Consider the following 20,457-nt stretch of genomic DNA (forward strand, 5'->3'; position numbering starts at 1 on the left):
TGCAATTTAAAGGCTGTAAGGAAGATTAAACAAGATAGGTAGTACAGTGATGTTCTCATATGCTATTTATTTATAATTGAAATCAGAACATTAATAGCAAAATTTGTTCAGAAAGTCTTGAGTTTACTCAATTATTGAATTTCTATTACTAGCAAGGTAATCCATGGTGCTCATAATCAGCTACTATCTAGCAGCAATTTGTGGCACAGGGTAAACCATAGCCTCCTGAGGTGCTCTCATAGGTTTAAAAATAGCTGGCTGTTTATGAGGTAAGTAAGTCCCTTTGGTATGGGTTAAGCCATGATAAACCATTGTTGTCTGTGCTACTGACTGTGAAAAATCTGATGTTCTCTCTTGCTCATCTCTTGACTCTTTAATCGGGTCTTCATAATCAAAATCCATTAGACTTAACTCATCTTCATCATCAGAACCTATTGCACTATCCAACGAATCAGAACTCTCCCAACGTTGTATATAAGCCTCTTCACCGCCTGTTTCATCTTGCTCTTCGGCATACCTCTTCCTTAAAGGAGAAACCTCTTGTAGCAGAGAATGTGTCCCCGCTTCTAATTCACTGTATATCCCATCACTAGAAGTAGCTTCTTGTTGCTTTTGAACATCTACTCCGTCAATATCACGCAAAAGGCTCTCTCTGCTTGAAGCTCGAGATAACCCATTAACTACTGAGACATCATCACCAATTTCAGGCATTCTGTGAGTGGGATCTACTGACATACTTACCTGAGAAATTAAGCTGTCTGAACTTTCACTTCGTTTTAACGTTGATTGCGCAGCTAAAGGCGGACCTGCGTTCTTTTGGCTCTGTTTAGCAAGTTGTCGAGACTTATATAATTGCCATGGGTTAAATAAGAGTTTACGCCCTTGTTGTGTGGAAACATCTTCATGTCTCGATAAGCTCAAATTAGCTCTACCAACTTCAACCTCAGTTCGTTGAGCTTCTGGTGTTAGCTCATCAAGGTGCTTTTCAAGTTCTGGTTCAGCTGACCCTGCCCTTTCATTCATCCAAACTTTTCTTGAGGAAGATACATCTAATTGAGCCTGGGTCGATAAATCTGAATGTGAACCACTCCTCATTCCAGCACCTAAGGGAATTAACCCAGCATTTAAAACACTCTGGTTCTCGAATATATCTGGAATTAATGGGCTACCCTGCTCACTATTGTGAAGTGCGTATTCGGTTGGCGACTTTAATTTCTCAATAATAGGCACTGCTTTTGGTTGCCTCTCAGTCTCATCTATCCCCAACGGACCAGTTCGGAGAAATGAGCCAGGATCGATTCCTGGTTGGACAATACGGCTCCCGTCGAATACCCCTGATATCATGGAATTACCAGATCTGTATGTCCAAGGGCGCTCACTAACTAAAGAAGACATACCGGTGTTGATAGGATCTGTTTTTGCTGGTTCAGGTACTCTAATCGTTTGGGTCGATTCTGGTAGGGTCCCTTCAATAATGCCATATTCTTCAGTCGGAGATGGCAAAGCTTGACTTAATGACTGTGGAACATTCACGATGACACCATGTTTTTCAGCCGCCGATTGGTTTAATAATGCTTTTGTAAAATCATCTTCGGAAATTTCAGTGAACTCTTCTAAATCTTCATTCTCTTCTTTAATGTCAGTAAGTCTTTGAGCTTCAGCCTCTTGATGAGTGAAATTAACAGGCTGTGGAACACCTACGATGACATCATTTTTTTTAGCTGCCGATTGGCTTAATAATGCTTTTGTAAAATCTGCTGCTGAAATTTCAGCAAACTCTTCTAAATTTTCATTATCTTCTTCGGTAGAAGCAAGTCTTTGAGCTTCAACCTCTTGACGAGTGGCAAATGATTGCGCTTCAGCCTCTTGACGAGTGAGATTAACAACTTCATCACCTTGAACACCTATATAATTAAAACTTTCAAGGTTATCTTCTTCTAATTGTTTGGCTTGAGCCGCTCTTTCTTGTTCTTCGGTATACTCACCTTCAGCAATTTGAGATATCCTCAATTCTATTGCTGCTGCAGCTCTATGCAACCCATGTTCTTGCGCTAGCTCTTTAGGTGATTTTGGCGATTCCGCAGTCGTTTTCTGTACCAGTGGTTCCCTACTTTTACATTGACCAATTAAATATTGAGACAGTTCAGGATGTTTTGCGTCCATCGTAGCAATATGTAATGCCGTTAAGCCTTTTTCATTTTTATCCATGATTTTGAAACATGGAGCGCCATTTTCGATATACAGAAAGTCATTAAGATCTTGACTTTTCCATGGGGATTCCCATACCTGTTCAACATTATCAAGTACGACAGTTTCATTCAGATTCTCAGGGGAATTATCAAACATATCTAATGACACCGTTACTTGACCATTAATTTGAAGCTTACACAAATGTGGTACGGCATCTATATCTTCATTGGCTACTGCGACATGTAATAAATTGTTTCTTCCTTTATAAAGGTGTTTGGTTAGCTCTTTTAAGCTATCAAGATCATTAGTTAGAGCTCTTAATGCATCAAGATCTTTGAGAGCTATAGCGACTAAATAAAAATCAAGGTGACCGTATTGTTGCTTCATTGCTCTTATACGCATGACGTCACTTTCTTTTGTCCTTTGATCTGAAATACGCAGCGCTTCCAGCTGGCTTTGGTGTTCAGTTGCTTTTTCTGGAATCACATCTTCAAATTCAAAGTCTTCTGGCCAAGCTTTCCAAAATTCATCTAAATCCCGTTCATAATGATTCAATAAAGAAAGGAATATACCTTGATGCCGATTTAACATTGTAATCATCAGTGGAGTACAGCCCGACTTCCCTGATGCTTTCAATAATTCAGGCTGATAATATTCTACAGCCGTGAACATCTGTAAATTATTATGTATACAAGCAATATGAATGGGGAGATTTCCATTATTGTCTTTTATGCTTAGGACTGAAGGCAAACCTGTTTGTTGCATATTCTTTGCCAACGGCATCGATTGCAACATTAGTTTTACTATACGAGCATCTTTTGAAGCTGCGGTTAAGTGTGCAACAGTTTGACCATTAGGGTTCTGTTTAGCAAAGCTGATCCCTTCGATATTTATTAATCTTTGTACAAGCTCGATATGACCACTTTCTAAGGCAAGGTGAAGTGCTGTATTCCCTTGACCATCTGTTGCATTGATGAACGAAGGCTTTTGATACCTTGGTGTAGCGAGCACATAGTCTATTTTATTTAAGCATTCAGCTTTATCTTTCTCGGTCTTTGCCAAGCGATACTTTTTATATAAAGAATGTAATGCAGTATTATTTTTAGCATCACGAGGGAAGTTAGGCTCTGCAACTGCGGATTTTATTGTCTCATTAAGCCCAGCTTTGATTAAATGTACTTTTTTGCCTGTGCTGTTGATTGGCAAATTTGCCACAGGTTCTTTTGCCTCAGGGTCAATTCGAGTAATAAAGATTGTATGCTCACTTGCATCTTGCACCTTTTCTTTGAAAGGAATGCTTAAATCAGCACCATATGTATGAAGTAACTTTAGCATTTCATTACTTCCCTGCATCATCGCTAAGTGTGATGCAGTTTGTCCATCTTTATCTTTACGATCGATACCAACATCGACTCTAATCTCACAGTCAAAACCCTCAACTCTCTCTCGCTCTGAGCTTTCAAAACACAACTTATTGGCATTTAACACTTCAACTAGAGCTTCTTGACTCCCTGATTCAACCGCTAGGTGTATAGCGGTTTTTCCTGTTGGCGTGAGGAGAAAAGTATCAACTTCACCAGGGGAAGCCAACAGCTCTTTTAGAATCGTAATGTTGATACTCTGTGCTTCGCCTAAGTCATTTCTATGTCTCAAAGCAGTATGCAACACTGTATCTTTACTGCCATTCCTTCTGTGTATTTCGGCATTATTATTGAGTAGTATTTTCACCAATTCATGGTAGCCATTTTTTACTGCAATATGTAACAGCGTATCGTTATTTTCATTTTTTAAATGCACTAAATCTTTAACATCAATGCCTGTCTCTTCATGATTTTTGGCGTAATCAATCAATGCCTGAACAACATGATGTCCACCTTTATTCGTATACTCCAATAACAAGCTTCGCACTTCACTTTGTGTGAAATGAAATTTATCTGTAGCAATTAAATGGCCGAGAAGAGGATAATACTCCTCAGGACGAATCAAGCTATCATGAGCAAATCTTTCTTTTACCTTTTTATCTTTGGCAGCTAGTTCCGATTCTATATCTTCAAGCTTGCTTTGTGCTTGATTATGTTTCTCCCAAAGTATTGCCTGTGAACGTATTAGATCAAACGCTGTTTTACCATTTGCGTTTTTAGCGGTAATGTCAAAGTTAGTATTTCCAATGAGTGAATCTGCAACTGCAAAATTTCCATACTCTATAGCTGTATGTAATAAAGAGTCTCCATATTCATTTCTTAAATTTAATAAGTGGCTATTTTGAGCGATATGATTGTGAAAATCATTTACTTTTATTCCATTAATCACCGCTTGGTGCAGTGAAAAATCAACCGAATCGATAGTTGGTGAAGGCTTTGCTTTAGTGATAAAAAAAGATTTCAAAAATGAAAGAATAACCTTAACTACTTTTGTAAATTTATTTTTTCTAGCTATTTGTAGAGGCGTCACCCCATCTTTGTTGGGAAGTGTTGCAGTTATTGGCATTTGCTTTTGTAAAAATTGCACATTATCGGCTTGGTCTGCTCTAGTGGCGGCATGTATAAAGCTCTCACCTTGCATACGTAACTCTATGCCTGGTTTACTCACCGTTTCTGAAATATCAAGAACTTCGTAAGGCTTCTCAATATCATAGACTTCGCCGCCGCTCTCAACAGATTTAAGTTCTTGACTCGTGACCTCTTGCAATAATCCCTTACCATCACACCATTTTAGGACATTAATATTTGGATTTTGGCTTGCCCGATGAACAAACGTGTATCCTTCATTGTCTTTATTCTCAAAAATTTGTGCGTGCTCATCATTTGAAAAAACACAATCATTCACTTTCGCAACATAAAGAGCACTGAGTAGTTGTGCCGCACTTTCACCCTCAACCAATGCAGCATAGTGCATGGCTGAATATCCTTTATTATCTTTAGCTGAAAGCAACTCAACGATATTTGAACTAGAAAATGTCTTTTGAGCATCACCAGAAGTGGTTTCAACATACCCCTCAAGAAGCGTTTGATTAGCCATAATATTGTCAGATGACTTATCTTCTTCGGGTGCTTGATAAGCCAGTATTTGTTTATAAACATCGTAACAGTCAGCAATATTACTAATATTTGAAACTCGATCAGCATAGTTTATGGGGTATCTTGTATGCATTCCTGATTGGTATCGCTCATTCTCCCAATCCCGTAAGCAACGTTTTAGTAATAAAGTAAAATACAAGGGCTCACCTAAACGAGCAGCATAATGAATGGCTGTGCCTCCATCGATGTCAGTTTTGTTTAAGTTCATTGACGAAAAATTTATCAACTCTTTAATAATACCGTCATAACCCAATTCTAAGGCCATCATTAAAGCCGTTTTACCTGATTTACTTAAAACATTAATTTGATGCTCTTCTGTATCTAATAACCTCTTAACTTCATCTAAATCTTCACTTTGCACGGCATTATGAAGCGATGTGTCCACTAAGTAAGCTTGCCCATCGACTTTAGACTGTTCAAAGGTATGCTTTCTTAATTTTTCAGAACAGGGAGACTTTACCTCAGCAGCCAAACGTGATGCTGTTTTTCCATTTGCATTTTCGAGTTGTAAATTAATGTTTTTAGCTTTTAAGACGACCTCTAACAATGAAAGGGCAACGGGCCTATCAGTTAAAGTGACAATTTTATGCAATAAGTACTCTTCGTTGCTTAATATTTGGTTAGGATTTACCACACCTGAAGACAATAGAGCATCGAGTACAGTAGGGTTATTTGATAAGTAGGCTAACTCTAATAAAGGCCAATGCTCTTCTTTAATCGCTAAAGCTGTTTCTGGGTTAGCTCCCTCACTGAGTAATAAGGAAACCATTTTTGAATCTTGATTAAGAACAGCAAGAATTAGAGGTGTTCGGCCTGCAGCATCAGCCTGTGACAAGATAGTTTTTGCCTCAGGCTTATATTTTTCTAATAGATAGCCAACCAGTTCTATATTTCCTGATTCAACTGCAAGTAAAAGGCATGAAACATTAATAGTCGAATTTGTTTCATAAAGCGGAGGAGATATTTTCAATAGAGCTTCCACTACATTTTTATGACCATTCAAACATGCGATTTGAAAAGGCGTAAGCTTGTTGTGCTCAGCAATAGCTCTGGCACTCAATTTACCTGTCGGAATGGGATAGCCAACTATTTGCTTTGTCATTACTTTACTTTGCTTTACTACCCCAGGAGCCTCAGTTCTTTCAAACAGAAAACTGGCAGACTCTGCATCTCCGGACTGGCAGGCAACATGTAAAGGAGTCAACCCATCTTTATTGATTGCTTTAATCAATATGGGGTATTTACTGGAGATAATTTTAACAAGCTCAAATTGTTGATTTCGGCATGCTATATGAAGAATATTTTCTCCTTGTTCATTCGTTACGGTAAAGCTAGCTCCAACATGCTTCAAAAAGGATTTAATAATTTCTGTCTGTGCTTTTTTATGCTCAACCGACAAAGCACAAGCTTTTAATATCAAGCAGCCTAGCGAGAACTCCCCTCCATTTAGTGTTATGGCTTGCCTTACGTTTGAATTTTTTAAAATTTCTTCAACGGCTTGTGGATCTGGCTTTCTTATGGCCTCTTCTAGAGGAATAACAAGGCTCTTCATTACAACCGTATTACCCGTCACTTGAGCAGCAATGTTTGCCTGTTTTAGCTTTCGTTCAGAGCTGGCTTTGAGCTTAGGCTTGGTCTTATCATTTAATCGATGAGAGCCACCAACTTCATCAATGTCCCTTAAATGTTGCATGTGGGCTTCTCGACCTGCACCTTCACGTATGGACGTTCTGGATACCCCCACTTTCCCCATCAAGTGTCGAGCAAATTGACCCATTTTCTTTTTATCGGTTTGCTGAGCTTGATACTGTACTAAAGCATCCGCATATTTAGGTGTTTTAAACCTTCTAACCAATTCAGCTAGGTAACTACGCTGTACAGAATTAAACGAACTTGGTAACTGTTCAATAGTTACTTGGGCAAGTGACTTTTGTTTTTTCTTTTCGGGCTTTTTAGCTGCTTCTTTGAGTTCTTTTTTCGCATCATGTTGTGTATCAATAAGCTGTGCTGCACAAGCAAATTTAATGAATGCAGGAATTTCAGTTTCAGGTGTCGTTCTAATTGCCTGCCTAACAAGTCGTTCTCGATGCTTAGGTTCCAACTGTTTATCTAATTGCTCGAGAATAGACATTACATGCCTAAGTGATACTGCTTCTCTCTTACTTTCATCTTTACCTTTTTGAAGCCAAAAATATTTTCCATCGTTCTTTAAGGTGTACTTTTTCCATTTAAATCTAAACTGCAATTCAGGGATAAGTTCACGCTTTGTTTTCAATTCAATTGCGGAGCGATGGGCTGCAGTTAATTCATGTTTCAACCCCTCTTCTGTTCTCTTATGATAAGCACGTTTTAGTAATTCATAGTTTCTTCTGTTACCGATTAATCGAGAAAGTGCTTTAGCTCCTTCTTTTAATTCTGGCCTTTTACCCTGAACCTCTAAACCTGAAATCCAATCAGTAAACTGTGCCAATGCTGAACGTTGAACAGGTTCTGTCACTGGGTTTTGGAAATGAGCAACTTGAATATTATGTGCTAAATCCACCATATCCTCACTCGTGCATGAGTGCTGAATATAGTGTTTAAAATCAAGTAGTGATTCTTCTCTAAAAAGGGGATTCTTTGGTAGTTGGAGGTTTTGAAACGTTAAACCAAGTGCAGGCGCTGATTTCGCAATCAGGTAATTCATTTCTTTTTGCTCAGCAGTTAGAGGCTGTTCTCGCTGACTTGAACCTCTGCCGATTTTTAAAGCTTTAATGCCTACGACTGGTGGCCTTTGCTGGCTAACATCAGCTAATAGCTGATCTGCTTGCTCTTCTGTTACTTTATCTGAGCCTATATCTGGCAAACCATAAACATACTCAGATGCCATTCGATGAAGTTGAAGCGCCTTCAGATGAAGTAAGGTGACATATCTTCCCTTATTAGCTATTTGTAGATCCGAGGTTAAACAGTCTAAGTCGGAGTAATCCATTAGCGGTAGCTTTAAGGCTAAACTGCAAAGTACCGTTTTTTTATAGCTTTCTTTTTCAACGGAATCGTTGGAATTTAACTGAAATAATTTGGCGAACTTATAGAACTCTGCTAGGAATTGTTTATATCGCTTAGGATCTTCATTAGATAGAGTTTCAAGCTCACATTTCAGATCTTCTATATCAAAGCTAAAATCAATATCTCGTTCTTTAAATGCTTGATTAATGCTTTCATTAGCTTTAAGCATTTTTTCCCAGTGCTTTATTTTGCTTGGCGCTTGAGTTGAAGGGAGCCTCTCATCAACGACTCTTACACCAGCTTTTAAGCCGCTATCTGTAAAGGGATCAGGAGCAGCTTGTGGATATAAAACAATTGGTGTTGACATAACATTACTCCTTTCGCCGGTGAGCAACATCTTCACTATACTCCCTAAGCAACAGAAAAATAATGAATTTTAAGATCAGGCAAAAGAAAGCAAAGTTCATCTTCGCTTAAGTTCTTTTAACAAACGTCATTTTAATTGAACTTATATAACATACTGAAAAGTAAGCATTAGTGATTTGGTTTATCCAATAGAAGACTGTTACCCTCTGAGATTTTTGTAACGTTTTCGTGATGAGAGTAAAAATTAGTTCATCAACTAGAAGTGAAGTTTGGATGAAGATTCTTTCATTAACTGCAAAGAAAGTCAGTTAAATCAATAAATTTTTCGATACAGTCATTACGACACTATATTCTACGAAATTTATCGTTATAACTGATTTAAATATGAAATATGGAATGTTATACCAATACGATAAATGTTGCTTCTTGCCTTTAAAATGTAAAAAACCCCAGCCGAGGCTAGGGTTTTATAGGCTAAGGCTTAATTTGAATTAAGCTTCAGCTACAACAGAAATTTTAACTGTTGCTTTAACTTCAGTGTGAAGTTGAACTTCAACGTCGAACTCACCAGTGTGGCGTAGTGCGCCGTTTGGTAGACGAACTTCAGCTTTCGCTAACTCAACACCAGAAGCAGTTACTGCATCAGCGATATCGCGAGTACCGATAGAGCCGAATAGTTTACCTTCTTCACCAGCTTTAGAAGCGATTTCAACAGCTTCTAGTGCAGCAAATTTTTCAGCACGTGCAGTAGCACCCGCTAATTCACCAGCAAGCTTAGCTTCAAGTTCTTGACGACGCTCTTGGAAGAATTTTTCATTTTCTTCGTTAGCAACAACCGCTTTACCTTGTGGTAAAAGGAAGTTACGAGCATAACCAGACTTTACAGAAACCTTGTCACCTAAGTTACCTAGGTTAGCGATCTTATCAAGCAGAATAACAAACATTATTTAATCCTCTCAATTCGTTGCAATTACTGATGTAAATCAGTGTATGGCAGTAGAGAAAGGTAACGAGCACGCTTGATAGCGCGAGCTAGTTGGCGTTGATATTTAGCGCTAGTACCAGTGATACGGCTAGGAACAATCTTGCCGCTTTCAGTGATGTAGTTCTTTAACGTAGCAATATCTTTGTAATCAATTTCTGCAACACCATCAGCGGTGAAACGGCAGAACTTGCGACGACGGAAATAACGTGCCATTTTGACAGTCTCCTAAATTTTCAAATCGACTTGTTCGGCATGAAGGACCATTTTATTCTGGCCACTGCGAGAGGTTTGCATAGCAATAAATCCCTCAACGCTCATCTCCATACCGGCTTCTAACTTTTCTGCTATTGGCGCAAATTGAGCACCACTCATAATCACTTGAATTTGCAAATACACATTTCTAAGAAGCTCAGCCTCATAGCGCTGTGATTTGTGCTCTAACGTAGCTATCCAATGAGGAATGCCCGCAGGGCTTTTCATGCTTTTGGTACGTTTAACGGTGCCAAACAAGCGAATGTGATTATCAGTCACAGATAAAATTACTCAGCAGCAGCTGTTTCTTCAGCTTTTGCTTCTTCTTTTGGCGCTTCAGCAGGTTTGTCAGCTGAAGGAGCACGACGAGCATCACGCTCATCTTTTGCTTTTGCCATTGGAGAAGCTTCAGTTACTGCGTTTTTAGTACGCATAACCATGCTACGTAGAACAGCGTCGTTGAAACGGAAAGCTGTTTCTAATTCTTCGATAGCTTCTGCAGATGCTTCAACATTCAAAAGAACGTAGTGAGCTTTATGCAGTTCAAGAACTGGGTAAGCTAGTTGACGACGGCCCCAGTCTTCTAGGCGATGAACGGTACCAGCAGCTTCAGTAATTAGGCCAGTGTAACGCTCGATCATACCTGGGACTTGTTCACTCTGATCAGGGTGAACCATAAATACGATTTCGTAATGACGCATTTATCATTCCTTACGGTTATCTAGCCTCGTTTTGGGATCAGCCAAACCAACGTTGAGGCAAGGAATTAATTAAAAAGGCTGAATCAGGCCGCGAATAGTACAGAAAATAGTAAAAATTAGCAAGTTATTGGTGCAACCATAAAAAGGGGGCTGGTCACAAAATCGGTTTTCAGTTTATGATATGTCTATTCTCTCGATATTATGATATTTAGTTGTAATCATGCCATTCAAGCCTGTCCATTTTTTCACCTTCTGTACTGCTTTTGTCACTTCAACTTGTTGGGCGCTTGTTCCCAGTTATTACAAAGATCCAGAAAATAACTTTAAAGCCGAAATTGAGGCGGGATTCCAACTTAATACAGGTAATACAAGCAGTACTAGCTTCAATGGCCGAACAAAAGTCGTTTATGACACTGATGAAGCAACACAAGAGATGACAGTTAAAGGCTTTTTTTCATCAGATAAAGAAAGAACAACCAGTGAGAAGTATGAACTGCAATTGCAATCGAACTATAAGCTTTCGACGGGGTACATCTTCGCTCAAGGCGACTTTACCTGGGATCGGTTTGGTAGTTATACCAAGTTAAGTACCGTTTCATCAGGTTATGGTTTTGATGCTTTGGATGATGGTAAGGCCAAACTGAGCTTAGAATTCAGTCCCGGTTTCCGCTATAACCTCCCGATTGAAACGGAAACTGAACCAACCCCTTCAAGTAACTCTGATATTATCTTGCGTTCTGCAGCAAAGTTTACTTATAAGCTTCAAGAGTATTCCAGTGTAGATGCGAGTTTAACAGCTGAAAACGGTGAAGATAATAATACGTTGACTTTAGATGCCAGTTATAAAAATTTGGTTTTTAAAGATTGGGCATTCAAGTTAGGGGTGAATGTTAGGTATACCGAAGTTGTTCCTGAAGGAACCGAAAAGACTGATACCGTCACTACGTTTAATTTGCTCTATACGTTCGAGTAGCTTTTTATGTCTGTTTGCCTCACTCACACTGCTCTTTGTACTGAAGATATAATTGATTCAGAATTTCAGATAAAAAATGAGCCTAAACATAGCTAAGTCATTTTATTTTGCCAATGACTTAGCTCCTAATTTTTGTTGTTTTTACTGACGTTGGCGTACCGCCTCAAACAGACAAACACCTGTCGCAACAGATACATTTAAGCTTGAAACTGTACCAGCCATCGGAATTGAAATAAGACTATCACACGCTTCACGGGTTAAACGACGTAATCCCTTTCCTTCAGCGCCCATCGCCACAGCTAATGAGCCTTTTAAGTCTGCTTGATATACATTACTGTCCGCTTCACCTGCTGTACCAACAATCCACACACCCAATTGCTGAATATGACGCATCGTACGAGCAAGATTGGTAACTTGGAATACAGGAACGGTTTCAGCCGCACCGCAAGCCACCTTACTGACTGTTGACGTCACAGCAACCGCATTATCTTTAGGTACAATAACGCCATGCACGCCTGCTGCATCAGCGTTGCGTAAACAAGCTCCAAGATTATGAGGATCTGTTACACCATCTAGAATCAATAAAAATGGTTGAGGTGTTTTCTCTAATAAAGCATCTAAATCTTTTTCGGTTAGTGCTTTAGCTAACTTAACTCGAGCGACCACACCTTGATGTTGATGACTTTGTGCTTTTTCATCTAACACTTTTCTGGAGCTGCGTTGAATGCTGATGCCATAGGTATTAGCCAATTCAATGATTTTTGTTAAACGATCATCATCGCGACCTTGCAATAACCAAAGTTCTAATATGCGTTCTGGAGATTGTTTAAGAAGAGACTCTAAGGCGTGAATGCCATACATTACATCGTGTTTTTTCATTGGCTAAATATAGTATAAGTGCAGATAGGGCGCACTTTAGCATAAAAGCTATTTATTCCTAAGATTACTCTCTATTATTTTTTTTCATTTATCCATGCTTCAGCCGCATCGAGTAATAGCCATTTTTGCTTATCTGAAGTTAGTACTTGAGTACCTCTTTCTTCTCGAACTTGATTGATCACTTCTGCAACGGCTTTTTGGTAATTACTCAGTTGAATTGTGTCATTTTTGATTCCTTCTTTTAGCTTTATACCAGCCAAACAACACATAGTTCTGCCTCTACCCTCTAAGCAATGTACCAAAATTCCATCATCGATATGACTATGCATTTCATTGACCAAATCTGTAAACTCGGAGACACTGACCGCTCCCCCATCTGGCCAATCAGTATAATGAAAACGATTGACGCTGAACTCTGTATTTTCATCAACTTCAATAGCAAGATTTTGTCTTGAATTAACCAGTTCTGGTGCTCTTATACTCAGTTTCCCTTTTTCATCAACACTCTTGTAATATCGGAACATGCTTGGTTTTTCTGTCGAAGTTAAGTCATAGACAAATCGAACTTTTTTCTCTGCTACCATGTCCCAAAAGTGATATTGGCTTTCAAAGTCATGAGAATGTGGGTATGACATAGCAATAGCGCAAACAGGAGCACTCTCCCCTTTTTTTGACTTCATGGTTATCGAGTTGGCATCAAACATCGGGCGCTCTTCTGTTGTACTCCCTCCCTTGATGCTCTTGATCAATGTTGCTCTACTCGCCAATATTTTATCGTCACTCCCAGTGACACAAAACTTGAAATCTCTCACATAATCAGCGCCTTTGTCATTCATTCGATACGATTTTAATGTTGATGAAAACGCTTTAGAAAATACTCTTTCCTCTTGCTTTAATAGCACGGGTTGGGTAACTTTTTGTGTCATTGATGAGTGAGGTGATGCATTCTCATTTTTTCCAGTGTCATGTGAAGAAGATGGCGTTGAAAAGCTGAATTTTAAATTCAGTTTATTTGCTCTAATCCGTCCTTTTTTGTCCGTATTAAACTTACCGTCAAAAAAAACTGAATCAGGAGCAACCTCACTTGATTCTACAACCTTTGTTGAGAATATCTCACCTGAAGCGCTAACTGTTGGCTCATTACCTAATTCAGGTAACTCATCACCTCTACAGAGACTCTGAACATCAGGAACAGGTAAATCGGTAGGAAGTGTTGCCATCAGTATCTACCCAGAGAGTTATGCATTAAATACAAAATACTCTGAACCTAGTGAATACTTAAATGAATTATTGTTTAAACTTAAATACTAAGGCCAACAAAAAGGAAGTTTTAATGTTGGCCTTAATTTGAACAAAACTCAATCAACGCTTACGAGACTTCTTCTTTGCGCCAGATTTTTTGGGTTTCTTCGTATCTAAATCTTTTTTGAGTTTAGATTTTCCTGACGCTGGTTTCTTCGACGATCGCCGCTTACCTTCAGCATTCCCCTTTTTCTCTCCACGTCCCGAACCATGTTCTTTCTTACCATGCTTCGCCCCTTCAATATTCACTCGCTCTCTTGCCGTCATTGGCTTTTTACGACGAGGGGAACGACGTTTCTGTTGGTTGTCGCCATCCAGAACCAAATCAATTTGTCGATCATCAAGATTTACGCTGGCCACTTGAATGGTAACAGGGTCGCCCACTTGATAAATGAACTTAGTATTTTCACCAATCAAGCGCTGCCTTTCTTGATCAAACTGAAAGTAGTCACTGGCTAACGAAGATACATGCACTAACCCATCAATAAATAGGTCATTAAGGCGAACAAACATGCCAAAGTGCGTCACTGAAGCAATCACACCTTCGAACACATCACCAACATGATCTTGCATGTATTCACACTTGAGCCAGTCACTAACATCACGAGTTGCTTCATCAGCACGGCGCTCATACTCTGAACACGTTTCAGCGAGTACATCTAATTCTTCTAGCAGATAGTTGTAACCACCATCGGGTGTCCATTTTTCTTTATTTTGCCCTTTTTCTTTTGCTAATAGATGACGAATAACACGGTGTAAAATAAGATCAGGATAACGGCGGATTGGCGACGTAAAATGCGCATATTGATCAAGCGCTAAACCAAAGTGACCATTATTATCAGGGCTATAAACCGCTTGTCGCATTGAGCGCAATAACATCACTTGTATCAGTTGCGCATCGGGTCTATCGGCAATCTCTAACATCAAATTCTGATAATCAGCGGGCTCTGGTTGCAGACCACCAGCTAATGTGAGCCCTCTCTCAGCTAGAAACGTTTTAAAATTCGTCAGCTTTTGCTCAGATGGCGCTTCGTGCACTCGATAAAGTACTTCACCTTGATGCTTTTCAACGAACTTAGCCGCTGAGACATTCGCTAAAATCATGCACTCTTCAATGATTTTGTGTGCTTGATTTCGATGCCTAGGTTCTATACGCTCAATTTTACGTTGCTCATTGAAAATGAACTGGGTCTCGACGGTTTCAAACGCAATAGCACCACGCTCTGCCCGCTTTTCTTCAAGCGTTAAATAAAGGTTTTGCAAGTTTTTCAACTGCGGCAGTAAATCTTGGTGTTCTGGTAACCCCTGCTCACCTTCAAGCATGGCGGCTACTTGCATATAAGTAAATCGTGCATGCGAATGCATCACAGCTGGATAAAACTTATAACCAGACAATTTGCCATTGGCTGAAATGGTCATTTCTGCAACCATACATAAACGATCGACTTTAGGCTTAAGTGAACATAAGCCATTCGACAGCTTTTCTGGCAACATTGGGATTACTTGCGACGGGAAATACACCGAAGTACCACGTGCTTGCGCTTCTTTATCAATAGCGGAATCCGTTCGAACATAATGACTGACATCAGCAATCGCCACCCATAAACGCCAACCGCCACTCTTTTTAGTTTCGCAATACACTGCATCATCAAAATCACGTGCATCTTCGCCATCAATGGTCACTAAAGGCAAATGACGCAAATCAACTCGGTCTGCTAGTTCGCTCTCTGTCACTTCGTCTGGCATTCTACGCAGTTTTTTCTCAATGACCGATGACCATGTATGTGGAAGATCGTAGTTACGCAATGCGATTTCGATCTCCATACCTGGCGCCATTTGCTCACCAAGTACTTCTGTAACTTTTGCTGTCGCCTTTATATAACGACTCGGACGCCTTGTTAACTCGATAACAACCACGTCGCCATGACGAGCACCATTTTTGGCTTCTGCTGGGATCAATATTTCTTGAGTGATGCGCTTGTCATCAGCAACAACGAATCCCATACCAGCATCTAAAAAGTAGCGACCAACTAATGGCGCAGTACGTTCACCAATCAAACGTACTATGCGAGCGTCACGTTTGCTGCGACCTTGATCGCCAGCTTGCTGTGCCAGTACTTTGTCGCCATGAAAATACATTTGCATATCACGGGCATTAATATAAAGGTCGTCGCCACCTTCGTCAGGCTTGAACCAGCCAAAGCCATCTTTGTGACCAAGAACAGTACCAGACAATAAGTCCATACGTTCTGGCAAACCATAGCTTTTACCTCGGGTGAAAACTAGTTGCCCATCGCGCTCCATTGCTCTTAAACGTCGACGCAATGCTTCGAGTTGCTCTTCATCGAAGATGTTCAGTGCTTTTGCAATTTTTTCTTTAGATTGCGGAGCCGTTTGAGATGTCAGGTACTCTAAAATGTACTCACGACTTGGGATGGGGTTTTCATACTTACTTTGTTCACGCGCTAAATGCGGATCTTTTGACATTCAATTTCCAATTTTTTCATTTCAAGCTCTGAGTTTTTCAAATTTAATATTTCCCTCTTTGAGCTCGCTCTACGACACTTTGTGGCATTTTTTTCGCCAATTGTCGCAATAATTTTTCTGCTTTATTTTTAGTAACGTTATCATCAAAAGTATTGTGATAAAGCAACCGATAACTCATTTCATAATCAAATGGGCTGCCATGACCTTCAACAAATAAACGTACTAACATCATTTGTGCAGGTACATATTCACCTGCTGCTGCCGGTAGAGCGTATTGAATTGCTCTATCCTTATTTTCAATAACGAGATCACCTTCGTCATAATAGCGAGCCAAACGGTACATAGCTTCATTACTGCCTTGATTAGCACTATCAAGCACTAAGGTCATACCGCGCTTTTTGTCTGCCTTGATACAAGTGCCAGTATTAAGCATTTCACCCCATAAAAATTGGTACAAGGGCTCCTTTAGTACTTCGGCTTTCGCTTCAATATCTTGTACTAACTGACAATCGTCTCGCTTGACTTGCTGTAAATATTCATTCTTTTTAATGAGTTCAGACAACTGCTTCACTGAGTAGATATCAATGGCTTGCAACTCTGCCTTGGCAGGTAGGCTAAAAAGTAAACTGGTTGCAATGATAATAAATAATGAGGTCAGTGTATGCAGCATAGTCTTTCTCGATGACAGCAGGATTACTGTCAATATCGGCAGTATAACTCAAATCTTGAGCAGAGGATGCATTCATTTTATAAAACAGCTTGTGCATATTACTCATCCTAATGGCTAAAAATGATAACTGACATCCATTCTGATTCTGGAACCTGTACCGCTATCGGACCCATTCCTATGTAAACTGTAGAAACTTGCACTGACAAAGTCTTCATCAAAAAGGTTGTCTACTCTCAGATCTGCTTCCCATCTGTCATTTTTATACTGTAATGCTGAGTTAATTAATGTGCAGTCACTGATCTTACTCGCAATATTTAAGCTGTCGCCCTCAGTAAATCTATCACTCACCTATATGGATTCAACGAAAAAATGCCAGCGTTTTGATATAGAAAACTCTATATGTGCTCTTGCTGTATGCTCTGGTACACCCGATATTTTTTGGTTACGATACTCTCCTCTGGTATAGCTCGTATCAACATAATCGTACTCATCCCCCAACATTAGATAATCTGTAGCCTGCCAATCCTAAATCGTTCAGAGCTATCAGCATTAACATTGGCTCTTTCGAATTGACTATCAATAGGTTTAGGTGCATTAGGAACCCATACAATTTCATCTTCTAAATCCAGTCGATACAGATCGAGATGCAACTGATGGTTTTGATTGTCGTATTGCCATCCTAATTCATAAGAGCGGCCTGTTTGTGCTTTTAATCCCACAACATTTGGTGAGGTGTATGCTTGCTCATCTGGATGGGTAATCGTCTCGAAAAGATCTTCATTTGATTTTGAATAACGTCCACCGACGACACTTCGCAACTTTGAAGATAACGGAATATTAGCTTCAACGTAGCCTGCAACAATCACTTGAGTATGCTCCCCAATTTATCGTATTCACATCTGTATCGGTGTAATCCACTTCTAAATCGAATACTCAATCTTTTACTAATTTCTTGCTGAGCAGAACGGTGGGAAGATAGAGTGGTACAGAACATAAATAGAACAACCGATAACAAAGCTATTTGAAATATAGTGAGTAAACGAATTTTGCTATTGAACGAAACTAAGATGATATATGAACAAAAGTTAACCTTAGAGAGCATCGATTTGCTTTACATTAGAGTCCCCATACAATTGGAGAAACTTAATGTTCCATTTCGACCATATAAATATTAGAGTTCCAGAAGCTAAGCTGACTAAAGAAAAAGCGTTTTTTTGTGATATTTTACACCTAAAAGACAGCCCAAGGCTTAATCTAAAAAGCAAAGGGGCTTGGTTATCAGATTCTCAAAGCAACATCGTCATTCATTTATCAGTACTATCATCGAGTAATCCAATACCAACAGATACTGGTGTCATTGATCACATTGCATTTAAATCAGTAGATGCTAATGCTTTTTATGAGCACTTAGAAGAATACGACATACCAAGTACAGTAAGATATTTCGACAATGATAACGTCACTCAAATCTTTATTTTTTCGCCTTCAGGTATAAAAATTGAAGCTAATTTTCCAAATGAAAAACTAAATATAAAAAAGGCGCTTTAACTCTGAATAGAGTAACAGCGCCTTAATCGCATCGTTTTAAACTGATTAGTTAAATGGATTAACTAAAATCATAGTTTCATTACGATCTGGACCGGTAGAAATGATATCAACTGGCGTTTCCAGCAACTCTTCAATACGTTTAATGTAATTGATTGCCGCTTTTGGTAGCTGCTCAACCGTAGTAGCACCTTCCGTGCTCTCTTTCCAACCAGGCATGGTTTCAAGTACCGGAGTAACTTGTTCATAACCTTCGGCTGCAAGTGGTGTTTGTTTCATCACGGTGCCGTCTGGCATTTGATAACCAACACAGATCTTAACTTCATCTAAACCGTCTAACACATCAAGCTTAGTTAAGCAGAAACCGGTAATTGAGTTAATCTGGACAGCGCGTTTCATTGCCACTGCATCTAACCAACCTGGACGACGCTTACGACCCGTCGTTGCACCAAACTCGTGACCTTTCTCACCTAAGTAATCACCAATTTCGTTTTGCAATTCAGTCGGAAACGGACCTGCACCTACACGTGTCGTATAAGCTTTGATGATGCCGAGAACGTAATCTAAATGACGCGGGCCAAAACCACTACCTGTAGCTACACCACCCGCAGTGGTGTTCGACGACGTTACAAATGGATACGTACCGTGATCGATATCAAGCAATGTACCTTGAGCACCTTCAAATAAGATTGGCTCACCAGCTTTGCGCGCAGTATCAAGTAACTCAGTAACATCAACACACATAGATTGCAGATAATCAGCAAGTGCTAATGCATCTGCTAACGTTTTATCGTAATCCACGGCTTCTGCTTTGTAGTATTCAGTAAGCATAAAGTTGTGATAATCCATCACGTCTTTTAGCTTCTTGGCGAATAATTCTTTATTGAATAAATCGCCAACACGAAGACCACGGCGAGACACTTTATCTTCATACGCAGGGCCAATACCACGACCTGTAGTACCAATGGCATTGTTTCCACGAGCATGCTCACGAGCTAAATCAAGTGCACAGTGGATAGGTAGAATCAAAGGACAAGCTTCAGAAATCAATAAACGCTCTTCAACTGGAATACCACGCTCTTTCAGCATGTTGATTTCTTTCATTAGGGCGTCTGGTGCTAAAACAACACCATTGCCAATAATGCATTTCACATTATCACGAAGAATACCAGATGGAATAAGATGAAGAACGGTTTTCTCGCCATCGATCACTAGGGTGTGACCAGCATTGTGACCGCCTTGATAACGAACTACGTATTTTGCCTGTTCTGTCAGAAGGTCGACAATCTTACCTTTTCCCTCGTCACCCCATTGAGTGCCGAGAACTACAACGTTTTTGCCCATTTTCATTCGTAGGTAGAGGTTAAAAAAGGATTTTAACAGACTTTAGGGGTTAAGTGGCAAGCATTTTTAAGAAAAAGTGATTAACAAAACTACGCCAGCCGTTACAAGACACCCACCAAGCCGCTGAAGCGACTGAGGTGACTGTTCTGAAATTGAGGCTAATACCTTCTTCCATGCCTTTGGAGCGAATAATGGGCCAAGTCCCTCAAGAATTAATACCAGCCCTAGCGCTAACATAATCAATGCAAATGTCATTATCTAATGGTGCCTTATTCAATTTTCCCTTGTGGTGGTTCCCACAACTCGACTTTATTACCATCAGGATCCATCACCCATCCGAACTTCCCAAACTCAGACTCTTCAACCTCATCCATGACCTGACAACCTTCTTCCTTCAATACGCTGAGCAGCGCTTTCAAATCCTCAACCCGATAATTGATCATAAAACCTGATGCACTCGGGTTAAAATATTTCGAAGACTTATCAAACACACTCCAAACCGTTGCACCGTTTTCGTTTGATTGATTTTCATTGTGCCATTGAAAAGACACACCGCCCCAATCCTGAATATCCATACCGAGGTGTAGTTTATACCAATCCCTCAATCTTTGAGGATTTTCTGATTTAATAAAAACTCCACCAATACCCGTTACTCGCTTCATTTATAAACCTTTTTATATCATTTAACGTATTCGAGA

The 20,457-nt window shown here is 39.7% G+C and carries 16 protein-coding genes; 2 read left to right on the forward strand and 14 right to left on the reverse strand.

Annotated features, from left to right (window positions below; genetic code table 11):
• Window positions 1–183 precede the first annotated feature (183 nt).
• The 5 genes from AC1EU2_RS05585 to rpsF all read right to left on the reverse strand — a co-directional run bounded on the left by AC1EU2_RS05585 (window position 184) and on the right by rpsF (window position 10,559).
• Window positions 184–8,622, reverse strand: a complete 8,439-nt coding sequence (locus AC1EU2_RS05585; protein ID WP_480296994.1) for an ankyrin repeat domain-containing protein — start codon at window positions 8,620–8,622, stop codon at window positions 184–186.
• A 490-nt stretch (window positions 8,623–9,112) separates the two neighbouring features.
• Window positions 9,113–9,565 carry a 50S ribosomal protein L9 gene (gene rplI, locus AC1EU2_RS05590; RefSeq protein ID WP_129945795.1) on the reverse strand — a complete coding sequence of 151 codons (453 nt, stop codon included), beginning with the start codon at window positions 9,563–9,565 and terminating at the stop codon, window positions 9,113–9,115.
• A 26-nt stretch (window positions 9,566–9,591) separates the two neighbouring features.
• On the reverse strand, window positions 9,592–9,819 hold the full coding sequence (rpsR, locus tag AC1EU2_RS05595) for a 30S ribosomal protein S18 (protein WP_129945797.1): 228 nt from the start codon (window positions 9,817–9,819) through the stop codon (window positions 9,592–9,594).
• 12 nt (window positions 9,820–9,831) lie between these two features.
• Window positions 9,832–10,137, reverse strand: a complete 306-nt coding sequence (gene priB, locus AC1EU2_RS05600; protein ID WP_129945799.1) for a primosomal replication protein N — start codon at window positions 10,135–10,137, stop codon at window positions 9,832–9,834.
• Between the two features lie 8 nt (window positions 10,138–10,145).
• Complete coding sequence (rpsF, locus tag AC1EU2_RS05605; RefSeq protein ID WP_129945801.1) at window positions 10,146–10,559, reverse strand: 30S ribosomal protein S6; 414 nt, start codon at window positions 10,557–10,559, stop codon at window positions 10,146–10,148.
• 220 nt (window positions 10,560–10,779) lie between these two features.
• On the opposite strand from rpsF, the gene AC1EU2_RS05610 reads away from it, so the two are divergent.
• A complete protein-coding gene (locus AC1EU2_RS05610; protein ID WP_480296995.1) occupies window positions 10,780–11,532 on the forward strand; it encodes a DUF481 domain-containing protein in 753 nt (250 codons plus the stop codon).
• Window positions 11,533–11,673: 141 nt separating this feature from the next.
• Here AC1EU2_RS05610 and rlmB read toward each other — a convergent pair whose 3' ends face one another.
• From rlmB to AC1EU2_RS05640, 6 genes are all read right to left on the reverse strand, one after another.
• Window positions 11,674–12,411: a 23S rRNA (guanosine(2251)-2'-O)-methyltransferase RlmB gene (rlmB, locus tag AC1EU2_RS05615; RefSeq protein WP_480296996.1), complete on the reverse strand. Its 738-nt coding sequence runs from the start codon at window positions 12,409–12,411 to the stop codon at window positions 11,674–11,676.
• A gap of 74 nt (window positions 12,412–12,485) precedes the next feature.
• Window positions 12,486–13,631 (reverse strand): protein-tyrosine phosphatase family protein, encoded by a 1,146-nt coding sequence (locus AC1EU2_RS05620; RefSeq protein WP_480296997.1) that lies wholly within the window; start codon window positions 13,629–13,631, stop codon window positions 12,486–12,488.
• A 142-nt stretch (window positions 13,632–13,773) separates the two neighbouring features.
• On the reverse strand, window positions 13,774–16,200 hold the full coding sequence (rnr, locus tag AC1EU2_RS05625; RefSeq protein WP_480296998.1) for a ribonuclease R: 2,427 nt from the start codon (window positions 16,198–16,200) through the stop codon (window positions 13,774–13,776).
• A 43-nt stretch (window positions 16,201–16,243) separates the two neighbouring features.
• Entirely contained in the window at window positions 16,244–16,870 is a 627-nt protein-coding gene (locus AC1EU2_RS05630) for a tetratricopeptide repeat protein (RefSeq protein WP_480296999.1), read from the reverse strand.
• Between the two features lie 114 nt (window positions 16,871–16,984).
• The gene (locus AC1EU2_RS05635; protein WP_480297000.1) at window positions 16,985–17,218 is read right to left on the reverse strand and encodes a hypothetical protein; all 234 of its coding nucleotides are present in this window, start codon (window positions 17,216–17,218) and stop codon (window positions 16,985–16,987) included.
• 152 nt (window positions 17,219–17,370) lie between these two features.
• Window positions 17,371–17,736, reverse strand: coding sequence for a TonB-dependent receptor (locus AC1EU2_RS05640; protein WP_480297001.1), 366 nt, complete (start codon window positions 17,734–17,736; stop codon window positions 17,371–17,373).
• A 280-nt stretch (window positions 17,737–18,016) separates the two neighbouring features.
• Between AC1EU2_RS05640 and AC1EU2_RS05645 the strand changes: the two genes are divergently transcribed.
• Window positions 18,017–18,418: a VOC family protein gene (locus AC1EU2_RS05645; protein WP_480297002.1), complete on the forward strand. Its 402-nt coding sequence runs from the start codon at window positions 18,017–18,019 to the stop codon at window positions 18,416–18,418.
• Between the two features lie 45 nt (window positions 18,419–18,463).
• Here AC1EU2_RS05645 and AC1EU2_RS05650 read toward each other — a convergent pair whose 3' ends face one another.
• From AC1EU2_RS05650 to AC1EU2_RS05660, 3 genes are all read right to left on the reverse strand, one after another.
• Complete coding sequence (locus AC1EU2_RS05650; protein ID WP_480297003.1) at window positions 18,464–19,759, reverse strand: adenylosuccinate synthase; 1,296 nt, start codon at window positions 19,757–19,759, stop codon at window positions 18,464–18,466.
• 66 nt (window positions 19,760–19,825) lie between these two features.
• On the reverse strand, window positions 19,826–20,014 hold the full coding sequence (locus AC1EU2_RS05655) for a DUF2065 domain-containing protein (RefSeq protein ID WP_480297004.1): 189 nt from the start codon (window positions 20,012–20,014) through the stop codon (window positions 19,826–19,828).
• Between the two features lie 14 nt (window positions 20,015–20,028).
• The gene (locus AC1EU2_RS05660; protein WP_480297005.1) at window positions 20,029–20,421 is read right to left on the reverse strand and encodes a VOC family protein; all 393 of its coding nucleotides are present in this window, start codon (window positions 20,419–20,421) and stop codon (window positions 20,029–20,031) included.
• Window positions 20,422–20,457: the final 36 nt, after the last annotated feature.

The organism is Parashewanella sp. 2304DJ23-3 (assembly GCF_056591695.1).